This is a genomic window from Labrenzia sp. ATLA3, assembly GCF_057180185.1.
Window position 1 is genome coordinate 171,300 of sequence record NZ_JBXUKV010000006.1, and the last position, 19,199, is coordinate 190,498.

A 19,199-nucleotide genomic window follows, 5' to 3' on the forward strand; every position below is an offset into this window, starting at 1 on the left:
GAATGCCGGCAACATCCAAAACAGAACTACTTGCCGCAAGCGAGCGCGAGTTTTCAAAGCTACAAACGCTTCTCGATGACCTGCCCGCGATGCTGCGCCTTGAAAAGGATGCGGACGGCATTTCGCCGAAGGACATCGTCGGCCACAGGGCGCACTGGATCGACCTGTTTCTGGCCTGGTATCGGGATGGACAGGCTGGCAGGCCCGTCTGGTTTCCGGCAAAAGGGTACAAGTGGAACGAGACGACCAGATACAATGCCGATCTTCGGCAGAAGCAATCCGGTCTGTCGTGGCAGTCAGTGCGCTCGCTTCTGGACAGCAATCACGTTGAACTGCTTGCCCTGATCGAAAACCTGGACGAGGAAGAGCTTTACGGCGGGCCGATGAAAGGCTCCAACAACAAATGGACGACGGGCCGCTGGGCGGAAGCCGCCGGACCCAGCCATTACCGGTCGGCTTCAAAATACCTGCGCCAGCGTCGTGCCCGGTTTCAGGAAGACAGAGACCGGCGCAGCCCTCCTGCGGCGGATCAGGCTGGATCGGCCTGAGCCTTGCGCTTGACCACGGCTACATTGACCTCTCGCCGGATCTCGAAACCAAGCTTCCGGTAGAGTGCGATCGCTCCGTGATTGTCCGCATAGGCATGGAGGAACGGGGTGTCGCCCCGGCTCCTGATGACGTTTGCCACATGAAGAGACAACTCGGACGCCAGCCCCCTTCCGCGGAAGTCCGGATGTGTGCAGATTCCGCTGACTTCCGTATAGCCGTCGAGATTGATCCTGCTGCCAGCCATCGCCGCCAGGCGGCCGTCCTGTCTGATCCCGAAGAAGGTCCCCAGCTCCGGTGTTCGCGCGGTGAACGGCCCCGGTTTCGTCAGCGTTGCAAGCTCGACCATTTCCGGCACATCGGCTTCGCCAAGGCCCACGATAGGGGTTGAGGCAGATGGCCCGGCTGACGGCGAAACTTCCACCATGAGAACACCTGCCGCAGTAACCTCCGCTTCAAGGTTAGGGGGCAGGGCGATGTCGTCTGCCTGCAGAAGATAGACCCGGTCGTCACCCGCCTGGATCAGCTCCGCCAGGGCAGCCAATGCTTCAGGCGAGTTGTCCGCTGCTGCGGCAAAGGGAGAGATGGCCGGATCGAAACGACGGGCAAGGTTGCCACCCTGGCTGAATTGCGCCTGCCGGCTGGTCAGCGCTGACCACACAACCCGGTTCAGGAGGCTGTCCCGCCCCGTTTCATTGATAACTGCGTGCATCTTGATGCTCATTGTGCTGTGAAACCAGATCCCGTCGTTTCAGGACCGTCCGGGCGGTCTGGGGACGGTAACCACATGCGTAATCCGGCGACCGAGGCGCGGTGAATGATATTGTCTGCCGAGTGGAAACACATGGTGGTGATGAGTTCCGTCCAACCTTGCCAGACGTGCCTGATCATGATGCGCCCTCCGGGGGGGATTGCAGGCTGCTCCAGGCCTGCAACGGCTTGTCCTTGCAGCGGCTGGAAAGCGGCCGCATGGCCAGGGCGTCCTCCAGAGCAGCAAGCTGATCAAGCAGAGGGCCTTCCAGGCCGTCGCAGGCATCGGCAACAGCCAGAGTGATGGCAGGCCAAAGCGTCTCTTTCAGGTGGGCAACCAGAGCTTCGCCCTTGTTGGTCAGCTCGATTGTCGTCACGCGCCGGTCCTTATGGGAGGCGGAAGCCTCAACCAGTCCGTCCGATTTCATCTTGTTGATCATTCGGGTAACGCCCGGCTGGCTCTGGCCGATCGCCTTGGCCAAATCACCGATACTCAATGGCCCTTGCCGATCAAGTGCGGCGAGTACGGGATTGTGCGGCGTCGGCAGGTCCGTGCCGGCAAGCTCGGCGGCAACGGTCTGTGTCTGTGCCTGCAGAATTTCTCCGATCCGCTTCAGCCGGCTGCCCAGGGTGGCGTAGCCAAGGGCGCGCAGGACATCTTCGCTCATGGGTCTCTCCAATTGTATAACTGAATATATAACTAGTTATATATATTCGCAAGGCTTGACCGTGAAGGAGAGGGAGAGAACGGGTGAAGTGATTGGGTCCGAACAAAATCGCCCCGCCAGTGATCACTGACGGGGCGAAAGAAAACGTCACCGCGTTTAGGAGGACGCGACCTAGTCGAATTCCGGACCGCGTGCGCGGTAGGGAGTGATTTCCTTCCAGGCCCGCATGAGCGTGTCCAGCTCGTCATCGCTATGTGGCGGCATCACGATCTGCAGTTTCACCAGAAGGTCGCCATGACCACCGTTTTTGGTCGGCAGACCCTTGCCCTTCAGCCGCATGGTCTTGCCGCTTGAGGCATTGGCCGGAATGGTCAGGTTGACCGCTCCGGACAGGGTTGGAGTGCGCACTTTCGCCCCCAGAACAGCCTCATAAAGCGTCAGCGGCAGGTCGAGATGAAGGTCGGAGTCCTTCACGTCGAAAAGCTTGTGCGGCTTGAAGCGGATCTCGACCAAGGCATCGCCTGCGGGGCCACCGTTTTCTCCCGGATGCCCCTGGCCCTTGAGCCGGATCTTTTCGCCCTCGACCACGCCCTTGGGCAGGGTGACATTCACGGTCTTGCCGCTTGGGAGCGTGACCTGGGTCTTGCCGGAGTTGACGATGTCTTCCAGCGAGGCCCGCGCGACGAGTTCCGCATTGGCACCCTTCGTCTTGGGCGGTGCCTTGGCACGGGCTCCCGCGCCGAAACCGCCGCCAGGGCCGGCTCCCGCTCCGGCACGCCCACGGCCACCGCCGAAGCTGCCGAAAATGTCGTTCAAAATGTCGTCAAAACTGCCGCCGCCGGCCTGGGACGTCTTGTGGGTGCGCGCACCGCCGAAGTCTTCATAACCGGAAAAGCCCTCAAAACCGTGCGACTGATAGCGCTGCTTGCCTTCCGCGTCGATTTCGCCACGGTCGAACTTGGCACGCTTTTCCTTGTCGCCGACAATTTCGTAGGCCTGATTTGCTTCGGAAAAATGCTGCGCCGCCTTCGGATCATCCTTGTTCTGATCCGGATGGTACTTTTTGGCCAGCTTCCGAAAGGCCTTCTTGATTTCGCTCTCGCTGGCAGATTTTGCCACCCCGAGAACGCTGTAGGGATCACGCATTCGTCTCACCAGGTTCCTAAGATTTTCCGGCAGTCTGACCCGCGCACTGCTGTGTTCGGCAAGCCGAACGAAGCGTGCAAGTGAAGCAGGTCATGCTTGACCGGACTTGTCCTCTATATCGGGATGGATAGGAAAAAATTCCAGACCCTGACCTTGGACTTGAGAACCTTCCGGTTTTAGCTGGTTTTCGTCAGGGTTCAAGCGTCGGCGACGTTAAGGCTGGTGACAGCGAATTTCTGCGTCACGTCCCTGCAGGCCGTTCCGCTGTAAAGCTTGATGCCGACAATGGTATTCGCGGTTGTCTTGAAGCCAAGGCAGCCGGTCTCGCTGAAGCTGGACGCGTTGATGCTCGACAAGGTGCCCGAATTGCCGCTGATCGAATTGAGCCACGTCAGCGAAAGGGAATCTATCGGCTTTCCGGCGGCAAGGTCCGGGCTGATGGTGTCGAGGTTCTCGGCGATGACCGACCGGTCGTCGTCGTTGATATCAGCGTAGGCGACATCCGACACGGACGGAATGGAGCCGGTCAGGAGAGTGGGAGAATCGATGTTGTTGCTGCCCACCGGTACGGATATCTGGCTGCATCCGCCAAGTGCGGTTGCAATTGCCAGGCAAAGTGCCGCAAAGGGTTGGATCTTTATGTGCTCGGCAGTATATGAACGCATACGATACATTTTTTAAGGCAGCCCCCCGGTCCGGCTTTTTGCGCCGCTCTCAAGGCTGTCGTTTCCTTCGACAGGTTACCGATGACAGACCTTAAAGATCCCCCTGAAGAGTTAACAAAAGGTGACTTTACAGAGGTAGCGAAACCATTTGAGCTTTTTGCAGAATGGCTTGAGGACGCAAAAGCTTCGGAGCCCAACGATCCCAACGCCCTGGCGCTGTCGACCGTCGATGAAGATGGCCTGCCAAATGTGCGTATGGTTCTCCTGAAGGATTTCGACGAACGCGGCTTCGTGTTTTACACAAATTTCGAAAGCGCCAAGGGGCAGGAACTGCTCTCGGCCGGCAAGGCCGCCATGTGTTTTCACTGGAAGTCACTGCGTCGCCAGGTGCGCATCCGGGGTCTCGTCGAACAGGTCTCGAACGAGGAAGCGGACGAATATTACCGCTCCCGGGCCCGCGGCAGCCGGATCGGCGCCTGGGCATCCAGGCAGTCTCGGCCGTTGGAAAGCCGTTTCGCACTGGAAAAGGAAGTGGCGAAATACACAGCCAAGTTCGGTATTGGCGATATTCCGCGCCCCGACCATTGGTCTGGAATGCGCCTGATGCCGGTTTCCATCGAGTTCTGGCACGACAGGCCGTTCCGGCTGCATGACCGGGTGCAATTCACCCGCGCATCCGCCGATCAGCCCTGGAGCAAGGCGCGCCTTTATCCGTAAGACGTCTGCAAAGGCAAGTCAGAGAACTGGGCAGAGCCGGACGGTTCGGCGGTTCAGAGCAGGCGCTTCCAGCGGAAGAATATGTAGGTCAACGCCACAGACGTCACCATCAGTCCCAGTGAGAAAAGAAACCCGAGTTGCCAGTTCAATTCGGGCATGTTGGCAAAGTTCATGCCGTAGATCGATGCGATCAGCGTGGGCGGCAGGAAGATCACGCTGACGACGGTAAAGATCTTTGAAATCTGGTTCTGTTCCAGCGAAACGAGACCGACCGTCGCGTCCAGCAGGAAAGACAGCTTGTTGTCCAGTGCATCGCCATGTTCCTTGATGGAATGGATGTCCCTGCCGAACATCTTGCAGTCGGCTTCCTGCTCCTCGTTCAGGTTCAGCCGTTTGGCATGTGTGCTGAGATAAAGCAGCATCCGCGACAGGCTGGTGCAGACATCGTGCATCTTGGACACATGCAACCCGATCTGCCCCAGTTGCTTGATGGCGATCTGATAGCTTGCGGTCTTGCGCATGTTGAGGCCGTCGCCGAAAACCTGCACCGCCAGCGTGTCATACCGGGCCGAGGCGCTTTCCATTTCGTCGGCGCAGCGGTCGACGATGATGTCGAGCATCGCGAACAGAACAGCCGTTCCCTTGTGGGCGATGCCGGAATCGGCCTGAACCCTGCGCGACAGAAGGGCGATGGATTTCGGTTCGCCATAACGGACCGTGACGAGCCGCTTGGCATTGATGACGAAGGTGACGGACGAAAGTGCCGGGTCGATCATCTGGGTGGCAATGGGGAGCTGCGCGGTCATCACCACGGCGCCCGGTTCCAGATAAAGCCTTTCGGATGTTTCGATGGAAGCGATCTCGTCCCGGGTCGGGATTTCCGCGCCCATCAGCTTTTCCGCTGCCTTTTGCTCTTCCTGTGTCGGGGCGATCAGGTCAATCCACACGGACGTTGACGGCAAGGGGGCACCAGAGGAAAGCTCGATACGCTCCAGCCCTTTCACCGTTGGGCAATAGGCAATGATCATTCAGGGAATCTCCGCCGGGGGACGCGGACCGCGCCCTTTTCGGCGGCAGTTTGCCCAACAGATGGAGAGACGGCAACCACCTGAAAGATGTGATTTTGCGGGTGCCCATGAGGCACAGCCGCTTCCGGACGGCGGACATTCAATCGTGGCCGATTGCATGTCCGAGCACTATCCTTGACCGGTCATGCCGGCCGTGACCAAGCGTCTTTCAACGCCGCGGCGGGCTGACTTCAAGGAAGCCAGCAGCGGTTCCGGGCGCAGGACGCATCGGGAGCGGCTGCTCAGTTTTTCTTCTTCGCTGCCGTGCCTGAATTCTTGCAAAGGGCAGCTGCGTTGAGGGCTGCGATGCCGACGGGCTTGTAGAGGTTGACAAGCTTCGCGTCAGCGTTTTGCTTCGGGGCAGGGCGGCTTGCAGATTGCTCAGACATTTGTCTCGTCCGTTGTCTCTTCCAGTGCCCGCTCTCTGGGTTAAAGTTTACTTGGCTCGCGGGCGGAGTGCGTTTGTTATCCAATTGCGGCAAACGGAAGGCGGAAAACACGCCTTTCAGCCGATATCCGCAGCGGATGTTAAAAATCATGCGCTCATTGGCGGAAATCAGCCAGTCAAAAACAATAACAAGATGTAACGAATCCGGGATGGATTTGAAGTATTACGGTAATTATTTCTTTACGAATTAGGCGTGGCTGCGAAATCGGCAAGTATATGACTGGTGGTTCATATGAAATAGCTTTGGTGATTGCGCAGCGGAAAACCGCGCAGAGCCCTGTAGAAACCATGCAGTGATCGGGCAAAAATGAGCAGCACCGTCGCGGTGCAAAGGACCAGTCCGACGAGCATCAGTACCGAGGAAATCGCCGCCCCAAGCAGGATCATCAGACCGCCTGCGCTCAGGCCGATGACCAGAAGGGCAATCGTCGTGCGAAGATAATGATAGTGCGTCTGCTGCCAGTGGCCACCAGTCTCGGCATAGAGGAACGCAAACACGAGAGCGATGGGCGACAGCAGCAGCGTCAGCACCAGCAAGTGACACAGGCAGATATTGGCTGAGCCCGGCCGGAACAGGCCAAAAGGTGAAACTGCTTTTTGTTTTGCGTCACCGGTTGCGCTGTGCTCCGGTTCATTCGCCGTACGGCGGGACCGCAATCCGGTCATGCCTTGCCCCGATTTGAAACTGTCATTCCGGCGTGTCTTGCTTGCACGTTTATCGTTTACACAGAAGGAATGTATGATGTGTTCACCGTCGAAGTGAAGTTCATTTTTGACAATTTGGCTGTAAACGAAGAAACAATCAGGTGGAAAGCCTTCCGCGTCGATGCGGCAGGCCAGGTGAGATAGGGTCTGATGAAGCGCTACGCCGTTTACAAAACAGCTTCAGCACCGGCAAGCCGTACGGCTGGCTCCGTGGCGCTGGCGCTTGCGGCAATTGCTTTTCTGGCAAAACGGTTCGGTCTCATCGAGGCGGATGTCTTCGTTCTGTCGCTCATTGCGGCGGCAACGATTGCGCTCGGCGCCATTCTGCTTGCGCTGTTCAGCTTTCACCGGATCTGGACCTATGGCGGACCTGGTGTGCCGGCAGCGCTTACCGGGCTGTTCCTGGGGGTACTGGCGCTTGCGACGCCTGCACTGGTTGTCGGCATGCTGGTGATGCATGCAGGCGCGAGCGACCTGGCTACAAATCGAACCGATCCACCCAGCCTGGAAACGACGGTCATTTCCGACAATCAGCCATTTCTCGACTGGCTGAACACCATGCTTGTTGAGGACGTCTTGCCGAGTGTGGCAGCTTATTCGGGCGCCGGGCCGGAACTGAGCGAAGCGGGCACTTCGGCGGAAGACCGCCTGTATCCCGACATCGTTCCCCGCCGGTACCGTATTTCCACAGCCCAGTTGCATGCGGCCGGTGCCAAGGCACTTGAAGCGCTGAACTGGCAGGTGGTTGGCGAATTGCCGCCCGACCTTCTCGACGCTCCGACCTTTCTCCAGGCAGAGGGCACTTCGCAGATCCTGGGATTGAAACACGACATCGTCCTGCGCATTCGCCCGGATTCGGTTGGGGCGCTGCTCGATGTGCGTTCACGCTCACGCACACCGCTGAAGGACCTGACCGACAATGCAGATCGCATCCGTCTGGTCTTCAGCGAAATCGACCGGGTGCTGCTGGAGACCTATGGCGATCTGGCAAGACTGTCCGTCGATGAGACAGAGGTGGAAGAGGATCTGCCGGTCGAACCGGTTGAGGATCTGCGCGAGACAATTCCACTACCGAGCTTCAAACCGTATTACGAGGACGAGGACGCGCCGGTTGCCGAAGGTCTCGATGCGGTCGATCTTGAAGGCTGACCGTTCGCAGGTTTAACCGGCAAGACGGTAGCGGGCGGTGAGAGACACCTCCGGGCTGGCCTCGACGCGGCCACGGTCCGCAAGGTCTTCCAGATGTGCGAATACCGACAGACGAGCTGCAGGATGCAGCGCCGGATCGACGGCGGCATAAAGCACCGAAACGATTTCCGGGATCGATGTTTCACCTTTCTCCAGTTCCCGCAGGATAGAGGCCTCACGATTGAGCCTGTGTCCTTTTAGCGCGCGGACATAGTTGATCGCGTTTTGGACCATGCCGCCATGCCCGGGCAGATAGCTGTCTTCGGTGCGGGCCAGCAGTTTGTCGATGGAGGCCATGTAGTCCCGCATGCTGCCGTCTGGCGGGGCGACCACCGATGTCGACCAGCCCATGACATGGTCCGCAGACAGTAGAACCGGCTCGCCGGTGAGGGCAAAGCACAGGTGATTGGACGTGTGGCCGGGGGTGGCAACGGTTTCCAGCAAGATGCCGGCAGCCTCGAATATCTCGCCGTCTTCCAGCAATCGGTCTGGCGCGTAGTCCTTGTCACCGCTGGCATCGAGTGGGTTGACCTCGTTTTCCAGAAGCTCGCGTGCCGGCCGGTGCGGCCCGCATCCGATGATCTGCGCACCGGTCCTTTCTTTCAAAAGCCGCGCGCCCGGTGAATGATCCACATGCGTGTGCGTGACCAGGATCGCCTCAATGGGGGCGCCTTGTGCGGCTTTTAGAATGGTCTCCACCTGGCCTTCCAGGGCAGGTCCGGGATCGACGCAGATCAGCCGGCTGGTTCCCAGAAGGTAGCTGTTGGTGCCATGAAAAGTGAAAGGTCCCGGATTGTTTACTGTCAGCCGGCGCACGCCCGGCATCACTTCGACGGCGGTTCCATAGTGCGGATCGAACGCGCGATCATGCTTCATGTTGTCTCCGGTTCGTTTGTGCCTGCGGGCAAATGTTTCGGCGGTATCCGGGTGGATCTGCACGTCATGTATCTGACGTTTGAATCGGCTAGGGAAGCGCTACTTTGCCAAGCCGGGCCCAAATGTGAAACAGTGCGTTTGGGGTTGGGAAGAACGAATTTGACGGAAAAAAATGACACATGACACCGAGTGCCGGGTCGAAGGCATGTTGAATCTCCCACGGGCTCAGGCGTTTTCGCTGTTTGTCGACCGGCTCGACCTGTGGTGGACCTCTCCGTTCAAGGATGCGGGCGAAGGCAAGGCGCAGGCAGGGATCGATCCTCATGCCGGTGGGAGCTGCTATGAGATCGACGCCAATGGACAGCACAGGATCTGGGGAACGGTCCTGTCTCTCGAGCCGCCGCTTTACATCCGGCTTGCCTGGCAGGTCAGCCGCGATGGCGAGGAAGTCGCGGATCCCGCAACAGCAAGCCGTGTCATGGTCAACTTCCGTGACGCGGGAGACAGCACGCGCCTCGAAATCGTCCATAGCGAGTTTCTGAGGCATGGCGAAGCCGGGACGGATTATCTGGAACGCATGTGCCGGGCTGACGGCTGGCCGCGCATTCTGAATAATCTGAAGGCAGCCGCCAGACACCCCCTGCCGCAAACCCGCTGACCGGCAGGCCTCCTTTTCAGCCCTGCAAGCGGACATCGCTCGCCATCTTCAAGCGCCCTAGAGAGCTCTTGCCCGAAAGTCGCTCTTTGTCGCCGGGATGACATGCTTCCCATGTTAGGGGAGTGTTTCCATGCTGTCCCGATCTCCCTATTCCGGCCTTGCGCATTTACTGAGACGTCGAAATAGTGTGTGCACTCGGGAGACCAAATCGCTGAAAAGAATTCGCTCGACTGTCTATGACCCTACCGCCTTCGCCTATCGAAGAGCCCGCTGAAGATCGGCAGGCTGTATCGCCCCTGACCAGACTCCGCGAAGCTCGCTGGGTGCTGCTGTTCGCGCTTGCCGCGATCACCGGTGCGGTCATCCTGCACGAAGTGCCGCTGACGACGGGGCTGCTGGTCATGGCGGCAATGGTTGTCGTCGCCTGTTTCGTTCCCGGCAAGTCTTCGAGCCGCAGGGTCAAGCTGAATGCTCAGCGGGAAATCCGCAGGATGTGGCCGGGGACCGGCATGAAGGTCACCGTCGATGCGCTTCCGACACCCTGTTTCGTTGCCGACGGGCGCGGCATCACGCGTTATGTCAACAAGCGAGCCCTGTCGATCTATGAAGGCGTGAAGCCAGGAGATCCTCTGTCCTTCTCGCTCCGCGCGCCTTCGCTGCTGGAAGCCTTCGACCGTGTCTGCGCCACTGGTGAGGCGGAGAAGATAAGCTGGATCGAGAAGGTGCCGACCGAAACCTGGTACGAGGCCCATATCTCGCCGATCTACATGCCCGGCAGCGGTGGGCAGGAAAAAGTTTCCAAGCTACCGGACTTCATTCTTGTGGTGATCCAGGACTTGACCGAGAACCGCCGGTTGGAACGCATGCGCACCGACTTTGTGGCAAATGCCAGCCACGAACTGCGCACACCCCTGGCCTCGCTGACAGGCTTCATCGAAACCTTGCAGGGCCCAGCCCGCAACGACCCGGATGCGCGGGACAGATTTCTGTCGATCATGCTGGACCAGGCTGGCCGGATGCGCAGGCTGATCGATGACATCCTGTCCCTCTCGCGGATTGAGCTGAAGGCCCATGTCCGTCCCGCGAACGACGTCGACCTGTCGGAGATCGTGCGGCACACGAGCGATGCGCTGTCGCCACTTGCGTCCGACATGGGGGTCGAGATCCGGCTTCAGCTTCCCGATACCCCCGTGAAGATCAAGGGCGACCGGGACGAGCTGATCCAGGTGACGGAAAACCTGATCGAGAACGCGTTGAAATACGGGCACGACGGCAAGTTCGTTGACGTTGGTCTCGCGAAATCACCTGCGCCCCAGGAGGCTTCGTTCTGGCAACTGTCAGTGCGCGATTACGGCGAGGGCATTCCGCGGGAACATCTGCCCCGCCTGACGGAGCGGTTTTACCGGGTCGATGTAGAATCGAGCCGTGCGATGAAAGGCACCGGACTTGGCCTTGCGATTGTGAAGCACATCCTGACGCGCCACCGCGCCCGACTGGACGTGGAAAGCGAGCAGGGGCAGGGGGCGACCTTCACGGTCAGTTTGCCCGCCACCGAGAACGCGGCAGGTCTGCCAGAGAAAATCTCTGCGTGAGACCGCACAGGCAAGTCGCGATTTCCTGAGGCGGGAAGCCTCCAGCAGATTGCCCGGCAAGATCGGAACAGCCTTTTGTGACTGGCCAGGCGCCCCGCCGGCAGGAAGACCTGAAGTTCCGGATCACGCCCACTTTTTCTACGCCCGGAAGGAACATGTCTGCTTTCACCAGAGACGATGCCCGGAGTGATGACGGATATCTCGCGACCAGGGGACTGATTCCCCTTGTCCGCCGAATAACACAGGCAGGAAGCTGCCGAGGTGCTGGCACTACCGGCATTGCATCCATGGTCTGGCCAACACAGGCCGCACACTCCCCTTCCAGTCGCCGCGTCAGGTCCCCCAGAGAATACCTGGTTGGCCTTGCGAGCGGTGCAGCTGGCTAAAAAGGTTCATTGGCAACTTTGCCGGGGTCGATAGGGGGCGCACCTTGTGCGCTCCGGCACCTCTTTTTATGACTGTTTGCGACACAAAACCGTCAATCAGAGGGTTTTGTTTATAAATTTCAACGACTTAAATTGTCACAAAACTGAAAAAGAACTGTCATAGAACTCTCATCCGTGGAGCCTAGGTTCCCCGCATCGCTCGTGCAGATCCAAGCGCGGTGATCATCTAGAAACCTTGACATTCAAAGGGAGTGGTCAAGTGAAATTTACGACCCTCGTTAGCGCAACTGCTCTTGCCGTTGCTTCCACTGCATTCGCTGGTTCGGCTCAGGCTCGCGACCAGGTGCAGATTGCCGGTTCCTCCACGGTTCTTCCGTATGCTTCCATCGTTGCTGAAGCATTTGGCGAAAACACCGACTTCCCGACCCCGGTCGTTGAATCCGGCGGCTCCTCTGCTGGTCTGAAGAAGTTCTGCACCGGCGTTGGCGAGAACACCATCGACATTGCAAACGCTTCCCGCAAGATCCGCGAGAAGGAAATCAAGGCTTGTGCCGAAGCTGGCGTGAAGGACATCATCGAAGTCCGCATCGGCTACGACGGCATCGTTTTCGCTTCCCAGAAAAACGGCCCGGCATTCAACGAATTCACTCAGGTTCAGTGGTTCAACGCTCTGGCGCCAAAAGTCCTGAAGGACGGCCAGATCGTCGACAACCCGTACACCAAGTGGTCCGAAGTTGACGCATCCCTGCCGGACGCAGAAATCGCTGCTTTCATCCCGGGCACCAAGCACGGCACCCGTGAAGTGTTCGAAGAAAAAGTTCTGGCTGTCGGTTGTGAAGAATCCGGCGCTCTGAAGGCCATGATCGACAGCGGCATGTCCGAAGACGACGCTGAAGACGCCTGCATCGCAGTTCGCACCGATGGCAAGTCTGTGGATATCGACGGCGACTACACCGAGACCCTGGCCCGCATCGACTCCAACCCGAACGGCGTTGGCGTTTTCGGTCTGGCTTTTTACGAAAACAATACCGACAAGCTCAAAGTGGCAACGATGGACGGTATTGCTCCTTCCACCGAAACCATCGCATCGGGTGAGTATCCGGTTTCCCGTCCGCTGTTCTTCTACGTCAAGAAGGCACACATCGGCGTGATCCCGGGCCTGAAAGAATACGCTCAGTTCTTCGTTTCTGACGAAATCGCTGGCCCGGATGGCCCGCTGGCCCAGTATGGCCTGGTTTCCGATCCGGAGCTTGCCGCTACGCAGGCTTCCGTTGAAGCCGAAGAAACGATGGGCAACTAAGCACATCTTTCCGAAAGGGCGGCTTCGGCCGCCCTTTCTTTCTTCTTTGCCGGTTGGGTCGCCCTATGTCACTTCCCTATATTCTTATTGCGCTGCTGGTTCTGGCTGCCGCCGGATACATAGTCGGCCGCGGAAAAGCGTTAAGTTCTGCCGGAGGGGATTCGCGAGAGCTTCATTCCCTGCCTGGCTACTACGGCTGGAATGTCGTCGTTTCCATACTTGTGCCGGCCCTCCTGCTGCTTATTGCCTGGCTGATCATCCAGCCGATCGTTCTGGACAGTCAGGTATCCTCCAAGATTTCCGAAGAGACCATTGCCGCAAGCTCGCTCGACCTTGTCATGAGCGACGTCGTTCGTGTTGCCGAGGGGCTCGACCTTGCAGTGTCCCAAGGCGCTATGTCGGCTGACACGGCGTCATCCATACGTATCGAGCTGACCGACGTGCGCAGCCGTCTCGGCGAGATCGGTGTCGCACTCGGTTCTGAGGTAACCGCCGAAACGCTGCGGGCGGCACAGACCTACCGCAGCATCTCCAGCACCGGCCTGCTGCTGCGGTCCATCGTCGTTCTGGCGGCCGGTCTGATCGGTTTCGCCGTCGCTGTCCTGCGTACCAACAAGGATTTCCGCGCCCGCAATGTGGTGGAAACGGTTGTCCGCTACATCCTCATCGCAGCCGCTTCCATTGCTATCCTGACGACCGTTGGCATCGTGCTGTCGCTGATCTTCAACACGGTGGAGTTCTTCCGGCTTTATCCGGCCGCGGATTTCTTCTTTGGCCTGACCTGGTCACCGAGCTTCGGCGGCGGATCGGAGCTGGGTATCGTGCCGCTGATCTGGGCGACCATGTATATTTCCCTGATAGCGCTCGCTGTTGCCGTGCCGATCGGCCTGTTCGCCGCAATTTACCTGTCCGAATATGCAACGCCGCACGTGCGTGCCGTTGCAAAGCCGTTGCTCGAGATCCTGGCCGGTATTCCGACCATCGTGTACGGTCTCTTTGCGCTGCTGACGGTCGGCCCGCTTCTGATGAACCTGTTCGGCTCCGGCGGTGCGCTCGGCGTTAGCTGGATGTCAGGCGCTTCCTCGGTATTCACCGCAGGCGCGGTCATGGGCATCATGCTGATCCCCTTCGTCAGCTCCCTCTCCGACGACATCATCAACGCCGTGCCGCAGGCCATGCGCGACGGCTCCCTCGGCCTTGGCGCCACCCATTCCGAAACGGTGAAGCAGGTCATTCTGCCGGCGGCCCTGCCGGGTATCGTCGGTGCCGTCCTGCTGGCGGCTTCTCGCGCCATCGGCGAAACCATGATCGTGGTACTGGGGGCCGGGGCCGCTGCCCGCCTCAGCATGAACCCTCTCGAAGCGATGACCACCGTGACCGCGAAGATTGTCAGCCAGCTCACCGGCGACAACGACTTTGCCTCCCCGGAAGCGCTGGTCGCCTTCGCGCTCGGTATGACCCTGTTTGTCGTGACCCTGGGGCTCAACATCTTCGCGCTCTACATCGTGCGCAAATATCGGGAGCAGTACGACTAATGACCGACACGACCCTTACGCCTCCGTCGGGCAAGACCAGTGCTCCGGCCCCGAACAGGATCACCTCGATCCTCGAACTCGATCCGCTGACCAGGAAGCGCAACGCCGCCGAAGCCCGCTTCAAGCTCTATGGCATCATTGCCATCGGCATTGGCCTGTTCTTCCTTATCGCGCTCTTGTGGGCGATCCTCTCCAACGGTCTCGGCGCCTTCAGCCAGACCTTCATCAAGGTGGATGTGCCGCTCAACCAGGAGCAGATTGCCGCCGCGGAAAAGTCGGTGGTCAAGACGTCCAAATACCGGGCCATCATCGTCGACGCCTTCGCCAGGGAACTCGCCGGTGACAAGATCACCACCGATATGTCGGCCAAGGACATGGAGAAGCTGTTCTCCTCAGGTGCCGCAGCAACGGTCCGCGATTATGTGCTCGCCAATCCGGACAAGATCGGCTCGACCGTCACTTTCGATTTGATCGCCTCGTCCCGCGTTGACGGCTACCTGAAGGGCCGCGTCAAGCGGGAAGACCTTGCCGAAGACAAGAACCTGGACGCTGCGCACCTGGATCTGGCAGACCAGATGCAGTCTGCCGGCCTTCTGGAGAAGCGTTTCAACTGGGCCTTCATCACCGGAACCGATGCGTCCGACAGCCGCCCGGAACAGGCCGGCATCGGGGCCTCCATGATCGGCTCTCTGTTCATGATGCTGGTGGTGCTGTTCCTGTCACTGCCGATTGGTGTCGCCGCGTCCATCTATCTGGAAGAGTTCGCGCCGCAGAACAAGTTTACCGATCTCATCGAGGTGAATATCTCCAACCTGGCCGCGGTACCGTCCATCGTATTCGGGATCCTCGGCCTGGCGGTGTTCATCCAGTTCATGCACCTGCCTCAGTCCGCACCGCTGGTCGGTGGTCTGGTGCTGTCGCTGATGACGCTGCCGACGATCATCATCTCCACCCGCGCCTCGCTGAAGGCGGTTCCGCCAAGCATCCGCGATGCGGCGCTCGGGATCGGGGCATCCAAGATGCAGTCGATCTTCCACCATGTGCTGCCGCTGGCCATGCCGGGCATTCTGACTGGGACGATCATCGGTCTGGCGCAGGCCCTTGGTGAAACCGCTCCGCTGCTGCTGATCGGGATGGTCGGCTTCATCGCCTCCAACTTCCCCGATGGTGTGGCGGCCGGTTTCTTCTCGCCGAACTCGGCCATGCCGGCCCAGATTTACGAATGGGCGAAACGCGCCGATCCGGCATTCTATGAGCGCGCATGGGGCGGGATCATTGTTCTGCTGGTGTTCCTCATGACCATGAACATTATCGCTATCATCCTGCGCCGCAGGTTTGAGCGCCGCTGGTAAGGATTGCTCCGATGAACGAGATGCCGAATTTTGAACAGGCGAAAACCATGACCGAAAGCAAAATTTCCGCGAAAAAGGTGCAGGTCTATTATGGCGATACGCACGCCATCAAAGACGTTGACATCGAAATCCAGCCGCGGTCCGTGACGGCCTTCATCGGCCCCTCCGGATGTGGCAAGTCGACCTTCCTGCGCACGCTCAACCGGATGAACGACACCATCGACATCTGCCGCGTCGAAGGCTCGATCAAGATCGACGGCGAGAATATCTACGACCCCAAGGTCGATCCGGTGCAGCTGCGCGCAAAGGTCGGCATGGTGTTCCAGAAGCCGAACCCGTTTCCGAAGTCGATCTATGACAACATCGCCTACGGCCCTCGGATCCACGGCCTGGCTCGCAGCAAGTCCGAGCTGGATGAAATCGTGGCCTCCAGCCTGCAGAAGGCCGGGCTTTGGGAAGAAGTCAAAAACCGTCTGGACGAGCCGGGTACCGGTATGTCGGGCGGTCAGCAGCAGCGTCTGTGCATCGCCCGTGCGATTGCCGTGAGCCCGGAAGTGATCCTGATGGATGAACCGTGCTCGGCGCTTGACCCCATCGCGACCGCGAAGGTGGAAGAGCTGATCGACGAGCTGCGCGAAAACTTCACCATCGTGATCGTGACCCACTCGATGCAGCAGGCTGCCCGTGTGTCTCAGCGTACCGCGTTTTTCCATCTGGGTATTTTGGTTGAGGAAGGTCTGACGCAGGACATCTTTACCAATCCGAAGGACAAGCGTACGCAGGACTATATTACGGGCCGCTTCGGCTAAGCATTTTTTAGGTTTCTGAAGGGGACACACGATGTCTGAACATACAGTCACGGCTTACGATGACGAACTGACGGCCATGGCCGGCAAGGTCGCCGAAATGGGCGGTATTGCCGAGAAGGCCTTTGCCGATGCGGTCTCTGCGCTGGTGTCGCAGGACCTGGAGCTTGCCAAGGCGACGATCAAAGGCGATGTCCGTCTGGACAACCTTTACAACGAACTTGAAGTGAAGCTGATCGAGCTGATCGTTCGTCGTCAGCCGATGGGGCAGGACCTGCGCGAAATCACCGCTGCCACCCGCATTGCCAACGACCTGGAACGTGTCGGCGATCTTGCAAAGAACGTTGCCAAGCGGGTGATCGCCATCGACAGCGGCTTGCAGTCCAAGAAGCTTGCGATCGGCGTCGAGCACATGACCGAGCTTGCTCTGTCTCAGCTCAAGCAGGTGCTGGATGCCTATACCCGGAAGGATCCGGAAGCTGCCCGCAGGGTGCAGGAAGCCGATGCAGAGGTTGATGCGATCTACACATCCATCTTCCGCGAGCTTTTGACCTACATGATGGAAGATCCGCGCGTCATCACCCAATGCGTCCACCTGCTGTTCTGCGCCAAGAACATCGAGCGCATCGGCGACCACGCGACCAACATCGCCGAGAACGTCTACTACATGGTCACTGGCGAACGTCTGCCGGAAGACCGGGCAAAGGTCGATGAAACGGGCGCGGTCTGAGCGCCGGCTTCTGTCGCATTTGCAAAGGATCTGAACGGCCGGCGCTCTGGCGCCGGTTGCTGTAATTGGAGCGAGATGTATGCCGAAGGTGCTCATCGTTGAAGACGAAGAACCGCTCAGCCTTCTTTTGAGATACAATTTGGAAGCAGAAGGATATTCGGTCGAGTCCTGTGTCCGGGGCGACGAGGCGGAAATCCGCCTGCGGGAAAGCCTGCCAGACCTGTTGCTGCTTGACTGGATGCTGCCGGGCCTGTCCGGAATTGAACTGTGCCGCCGCCTGAGAGCGCGCGAGGACACCGAGCGTCTGCCGGTCATCATGCTGACGGCGCGCGGCGAGGAAGCAGAGCGCATCCGCGGCCTGTCGACCGGTGCCGACGACTATGTGGTCAAGCCTTTCTCCGTGCCGGAGCTGATGGCCCGCGTGCGCGCCATCCTGCGGCGGGCAAGCCCGGAAGTGGTATCTTCCATGCTGCGGTCCGGCGATATCGAACTGGATCGCGAAACACACCGTGTCCGCCGCAATGCCAAGGAAATTCATTTGGGGCCGACGGAGTTTCGTCTCCTGGAATTCCTGATGACTTCGCCTGGCCGGGTCTTCTCCCGCGAGCAGCTTCTCGACGGCGTCTGGGGCCATGATGTCTATGTGGACGAACGCACGGTCGACGTCCATGTCGGCCGATTGCGCAAGGCGCTGAACAAGGGCAAGGCAAAGGACCCTATCCGCACGGTGCGCGGTTCTGGCTACGCCTTCAACGACCAGTTCACCTCTGCAGCTGTCTGAGGGCAGAGTGCGGAATACGCAATGAAAGCCCGCCCACAAGCGGGCTTTTTGCATTTCAGGGGCTATGTGACTGTGAGAGTTATCTGCGTCTTCGCTGCCAGGCATTCGATCAGGCTATGGTCAATAGCTGGAGGATGTCGTCACCTTCTGTTCCCATGAAGGGGCATTTTCGAAGCGAAGGCACTCGGGTCAACGGATGCACAGGGCCTTCGTGAGACGCGGCACACAGGAAGCAGCACCTGGCCGTGGGAAAACTCAAACAAAAAACCCGCCGAAACGGCGGGTTTTTACGAGCTGGATTTATCTGGAGGCTATCAGCCTGCCTGAGCCATCGTCTTGCGGTCGCGGCGGCGGTCGGCGACCGGCTGATAGGCGATCTTGCAGTGATGGGCGCAGTAGGGGACCCCGGCATCGGAATGGCGGCCGCAGAAGTAGAAGTCGTCGGTCGCCGGATCGCCGATCGGCCATTTGCAGGTCCGCTCTGTCAGCGTCAGGATGGTCGCACGCTTGGAGATCGGCACCAGGTCGGCAATCGGTTCGACGCGCGGCTTGGCTTCCGCCACCGGTGCAGGCGCCATGTCTGCTTTAAGTGCTGTTGCGCCGATGGACTGCGGCTGAGTGGGGGTTGGTTTCTTTGGCGCGGCGCCCGCTGGGGGGGCTGCCGTACGCGGCCGGCGCGGCTTGGCGCTTGAAGACGTGGACTTGGCACGGCCGGACAAACCAAGGCGATGGACCTTGCCGATGACAGCATTCCGTGTGACGCCACCCAGTTCGCCTGCAATCTGGCTTGCGCTCAAGCCGTCGCCCCAAAGCTTTTTGAGAAGCTCAACCCGTTCGTTTGTCCAACTCATCGCCGCACCCTTTAGTTTGACCGTCCTGCGGCCATTAACCCCGTGTTAAGCATGCGTGAGCACGCTTAATGATGGCATATCTAGTGCCTCTTGGTGATTTGCCTCACGAGATCTCGTGTTTGATTGTTCAGAGGTTACAATAACGTTAATTTGTCAGGCAACCGCCGAACCCAAACCAGTTGGGGATGAAACGACTTTTCCCCAATTATGGCGAGGTCATTGAGAATTTTATGAAATCCGCCTTCCCGGACGGGTGAAATGTCCTGTGCGCCATTTCCATTGACAGCGCAGGGTACGGGCAGTGTATAAGAAAGCCGCTACGTGCCGCCTCATCGGGGCGGCATGTTGCGTTTTGACCCTTCGGCAACTGTTTCAGATGTCGGCCTGGCGTCTGGGTGACGCTGGGACAGAAAGGGCGTTTAAAGGAGACAA

Annotated in this window: 20 protein-coding genes; 11 read left to right on the forward strand and 9 right to left on the reverse strand. The window is 59.1% G+C overall.

The genetic code is table 11. The features are described 5' to 3' along the window. The first annotated feature begins 2 nt into the window (after window positions 1–2). The gene (locus AC2A6O_RS17480) at window positions 3–548 is read left to right on the forward strand and encodes a ClbS/DfsB family four-helix bundle protein (protein ID WP_148584963.1); all 546 of its coding nucleotides are present in this window, start codon (window positions 3–5) and stop codon (window positions 546–548) included. On the opposite strand, the gene AC2A6O_RS17485 is transcribed toward AC2A6O_RS17480, so the two are convergent. The 4 genes from AC2A6O_RS17485 to AC2A6O_RS17500 all read right to left on the reverse strand — a co-directional run bounded on the left by AC2A6O_RS17485 (window position 530) and on the right by AC2A6O_RS17500 (window position 3,775). Beyond that, on the reverse strand, window positions 530–1,258 hold the full coding sequence (locus AC2A6O_RS17485) for a GNAT family N-acetyltransferase (protein WP_498928984.1): 729 nt from the start codon (window positions 1,256–1,258) through the stop codon (window positions 530–532). The genes AC2A6O_RS17480 and AC2A6O_RS17485 overlap by 19 nt on opposite strands. 175 nt (window positions 1,259–1,433) lie before the next feature. Beyond that, window positions 1,434–1,964, reverse strand: coding sequence for a MarR family winged helix-turn-helix transcriptional regulator (locus AC2A6O_RS17490; RefSeq protein WP_498928986.1), 531 nt, complete (start codon window positions 1,962–1,964; stop codon window positions 1,434–1,436). A gap of 171 nt (window positions 1,965–2,135) precedes the next feature. Further along, window positions 2,136–3,110, reverse strand: coding sequence for a DnaJ C-terminal domain-containing protein (locus AC2A6O_RS17495; protein ID WP_498928988.1), 975 nt, complete (start codon window positions 3,108–3,110; stop codon window positions 2,136–2,138). Window positions 3,111–3,307: 197 nt separating this feature from the next. After that, window positions 3,308–3,775: an RT0821/Lpp0805 family surface protein gene (locus AC2A6O_RS17500; RefSeq protein ID WP_209001133.1), complete on the reverse strand. Its 468-nt coding sequence runs from the start codon at window positions 3,773–3,775 to the stop codon at window positions 3,308–3,310. An 81-nt stretch (window positions 3,776–3,856) separates the two neighbouring features. Here AC2A6O_RS17500 and pdxH point away from each other — a divergent pair, with 81 nt between their 5' ends. Further along, window positions 3,857–4,492, forward strand: coding sequence for a pyridoxamine 5'-phosphate oxidase (pdxH, locus tag AC2A6O_RS17505; protein ID WP_148584955.1), 636 nt, complete (start codon window positions 3,857–3,859; stop codon window positions 4,490–4,492). Between the two features lie 53 nt (window positions 4,493–4,545). Here the strand turns inward: pdxH and AC2A6O_RS17510 are convergent, their stop codons facing one another. The 3 genes from AC2A6O_RS17510 to AC2A6O_RS17520 all read right to left on the reverse strand — a co-directional run bounded on the left by AC2A6O_RS17510 (window position 4,546) and on the right by AC2A6O_RS17520 (window position 6,673). Continuing rightward, window positions 4,546–5,520 (reverse strand): magnesium transporter CorA family protein, encoded by a 975-nt coding sequence (locus tag AC2A6O_RS17510; protein ID WP_148584954.1) that lies wholly within the window; start codon window positions 5,518–5,520, stop codon window positions 4,546–4,548. Between the two features lie 281 nt (window positions 5,521–5,801). Beyond that, a complete protein-coding gene (locus AC2A6O_RS17515; protein WP_498928991.1) occupies window positions 5,802–6,098 on the reverse strand; it encodes a hypothetical protein in 297 nt (98 codons plus the stop codon). Window positions 6,099–6,235: 137 nt separating this feature from the next. After that, window positions 6,236–6,673, reverse strand: coding sequence for a hypothetical protein (locus tag AC2A6O_RS17520; protein WP_498928993.1), 438 nt, complete (start codon window positions 6,671–6,673; stop codon window positions 6,236–6,238). A 189-nt stretch (window positions 6,674–6,862) separates the two neighbouring features. Between AC2A6O_RS17520 and AC2A6O_RS17525 the strand changes: the two genes are divergently transcribed. Further along, a complete protein-coding gene (locus AC2A6O_RS17525; RefSeq protein ID WP_498928995.1) occupies window positions 6,863–7,861 on the forward strand; it encodes a DUF1499 domain-containing protein in 999 nt (332 codons plus the stop codon). Window positions 7,862–7,873: 12 nt separating this feature from the next. Here the strand turns inward: AC2A6O_RS17525 and AC2A6O_RS17530 are convergent, their stop codons facing one another. Then, window positions 7,874–8,776 (reverse strand): MBL fold metallo-hydrolase, encoded by a 903-nt coding sequence (locus tag AC2A6O_RS17530; protein ID WP_498928997.1) that lies wholly within the window; start codon window positions 8,774–8,776, stop codon window positions 7,874–7,876. Between the two features lie 172 nt (window positions 8,777–8,948). Here AC2A6O_RS17530 and AC2A6O_RS17535 point away from each other — a divergent pair, with 172 nt between their 5' ends. The 8 genes from AC2A6O_RS17535 to phoB all read left to right on the forward strand — a co-directional run bounded on the left by AC2A6O_RS17535 (window position 8,949) and on the right by phoB (window position 17,916). Continuing rightward, on the forward strand, window positions 8,949–9,434 hold the full coding sequence (locus tag AC2A6O_RS17535) for an SRPBCC family protein (protein ID WP_148584947.1): 486 nt from the start codon (window positions 8,949–8,951) through the stop codon (window positions 9,432–9,434). A gap of 236 nt (window positions 9,435–9,670) precedes the next feature. Next, window positions 9,671–11,026: an ATP-binding protein gene (locus AC2A6O_RS17540; protein WP_498928999.1), complete on the forward strand. Its 1,356-nt coding sequence runs from the start codon at window positions 9,671–9,673 to the stop codon at window positions 11,024–11,026. Window positions 11,027–11,671: 645 nt separating this feature from the next. Next, window positions 11,672–12,712 carry a substrate-binding domain-containing protein gene (locus tag AC2A6O_RS17545; RefSeq protein WP_148584943.1) on the forward strand — a complete coding sequence of 347 codons (1,041 nt, stop codon included), beginning with the start codon at window positions 11,672–11,674 and terminating at the stop codon, window positions 12,710–12,712. A gap of 65 nt (window positions 12,713–12,777) precedes the next feature. Continuing rightward, on the forward strand, window positions 12,778–14,247 hold the full coding sequence (gene pstC, locus AC2A6O_RS17550; protein WP_498929002.1) for a phosphate ABC transporter permease subunit PstC: 1,470 nt from the start codon (window positions 12,778–12,780) through the stop codon (window positions 14,245–14,247). After that, the gene (gene pstA, locus AC2A6O_RS17555; RefSeq protein ID WP_148584939.1) at window positions 14,247–15,599 is read left to right on the forward strand and encodes a phosphate ABC transporter permease PstA; all 1,353 of its coding nucleotides are present in this window, start codon (window positions 14,247–14,249) and stop codon (window positions 15,597–15,599) included. The genes pstC and pstA overlap by 1 nt, the downstream gene beginning before the upstream one ends. Window positions 15,600–15,610: 11 nt before the next feature. Further along, a complete protein-coding gene (gene pstB, locus AC2A6O_RS17560) occupies window positions 15,611–16,408 on the forward strand; it encodes a phosphate ABC transporter ATP-binding protein PstB (RefSeq protein ID WP_148584937.1) in 798 nt (265 codons plus the stop codon). 31 nt (window positions 16,409–16,439) lie between these two features. Next, a complete protein-coding gene (gene phoU, locus AC2A6O_RS17565; protein WP_148584936.1) occupies window positions 16,440–17,135 on the forward strand; it encodes a phosphate signaling complex protein PhoU in 696 nt (231 codons plus the stop codon). Window positions 17,136–17,214: 79 nt separating this feature from the next. Next, on the forward strand, window positions 17,215–17,916 hold the full coding sequence (gene phoB / locus AC2A6O_RS17570) for a phosphate regulon transcriptional regulator PhoB (protein WP_148584935.1): 702 nt from the start codon (window positions 17,215–17,217) through the stop codon (window positions 17,914–17,916). A gap of 314 nt (window positions 17,917–18,230) precedes the next feature. On the opposite strand, the gene AC2A6O_RS17575 is transcribed toward phoB, so the two are convergent. Next, a complete protein-coding gene (locus AC2A6O_RS17575; protein WP_498929005.1) occupies window positions 18,231–18,767 on the reverse strand; it encodes a GcrA family cell cycle regulator in 537 nt (178 codons plus the stop codon). Window positions 18,768–19,199 lie beyond the last annotated feature (432 nt).

Excerpts from the sequence above, each read along its gene's own strand:
- AC2A6O_RS17480 (WP_148584963.1), top strand. The coding sequence starts at position 3 with ATGCCGGCAACATCCAAAACAGAACTACTTGCCGCAAGCGAGCGCGAG.
- AC2A6O_RS17485 (WP_498928984.1), bottom strand. The coding sequence starts at position 1,258 with ATGCACGCAGTTATCAATGAAACGGGGCGGGACAGCCTCCTGAACCGG.
- AC2A6O_RS17490 (WP_498928986.1), bottom strand. The coding sequence starts at position 1,964 with ATGAGCGAAGATGTCCTGCGCGCCCTTGGCTACGCCACCCTGGGCAGC.
- AC2A6O_RS17495 (WP_498928988.1), bottom strand. The coding sequence starts at position 3,110 with ATGCGTGATCCCTACAGCGTTCTCGGGGTGGCAAAATCTGCCAGCGAG.
- AC2A6O_RS17500 (WP_209001133.1), bottom strand. The coding sequence starts at position 3,775 with ATGCGTTCATATACTGCCGAGCACATAAAGATCCAACCCTTTGCGGCA.
- pdxH (WP_148584955.1), top strand. The coding sequence starts at position 3,857 with ATGACAGACCTTAAAGATCCCCCTGAAGAGTTAACAAAAGGTGACTTT.
- AC2A6O_RS17510 (WP_148584954.1), bottom strand. The coding sequence starts at position 5,520 with ATGATCATTGCCTATTGCCCAACGGTGAAAGGGCTGGAGCGTATCGAG.
- AC2A6O_RS17515 (WP_498928991.1), bottom strand. The coding sequence starts at position 6,098 with ATGATTTTTAACATCCGCTGCGGATATCGGCTGAAAGGCGTGTTTTCC.
- AC2A6O_RS17520 (WP_498928993.1), bottom strand. The coding sequence starts at position 6,673 with ATGACCGGATTGCGGTCCCGCCGTACGGCGAATGAACCGGAGCACAGC.
- AC2A6O_RS17525 (WP_498928995.1), top strand. The coding sequence starts at position 6,863 with ATGAAGCGCTACGCCGTTTACAAAACAGCTTCAGCACCGGCAAGCCGT.
- AC2A6O_RS17530 (WP_498928997.1), bottom strand. The coding sequence starts at position 8,776 with ATGAAGCATGATCGCGCGTTCGATCCGCACTATGGAACCGCCGTCGAA.
- AC2A6O_RS17535 (WP_148584947.1), top strand. The coding sequence starts at position 8,949 with ATGACACATGACACCGAGTGCCGGGTCGAAGGCATGTTGAATCTCCCA.
- AC2A6O_RS17540 (WP_498928999.1), top strand. The coding sequence starts at position 9,671 with ATGACCCTACCGCCTTCGCCTATCGAAGAGCCCGCTGAAGATCGGCAG.
- pstC (WP_498929002.1), top strand. The coding sequence starts at position 12,778 with ATGTCACTTCCCTATATTCTTATTGCGCTGCTGGTTCTGGCTGCCGCC.
- pstA (WP_148584939.1), top strand. The coding sequence starts at position 14,247 with ATGACCGACACGACCCTTACGCCTCCGTCGGGCAAGACCAGTGCTCCG.
- pstB (WP_148584937.1), top strand. The coding sequence starts at position 15,611 with ATGAACGAGATGCCGAATTTTGAACAGGCGAAAACCATGACCGAAAGC.
- phoU (WP_148584936.1), top strand. The coding sequence starts at position 16,440 with ATGTCTGAACATACAGTCACGGCTTACGATGACGAACTGACGGCCATG.
- phoB (WP_148584935.1), top strand. The coding sequence starts at position 17,215 with ATGCCGAAGGTGCTCATCGTTGAAGACGAAGAACCGCTCAGCCTTCTT.
- AC2A6O_RS17575 (WP_498929005.1), bottom strand. The coding sequence starts at position 18,767 with ATGAGTTGGACAAACGAACGGGTTGAGCTTCTCAAAAAGCTTTGGGGC.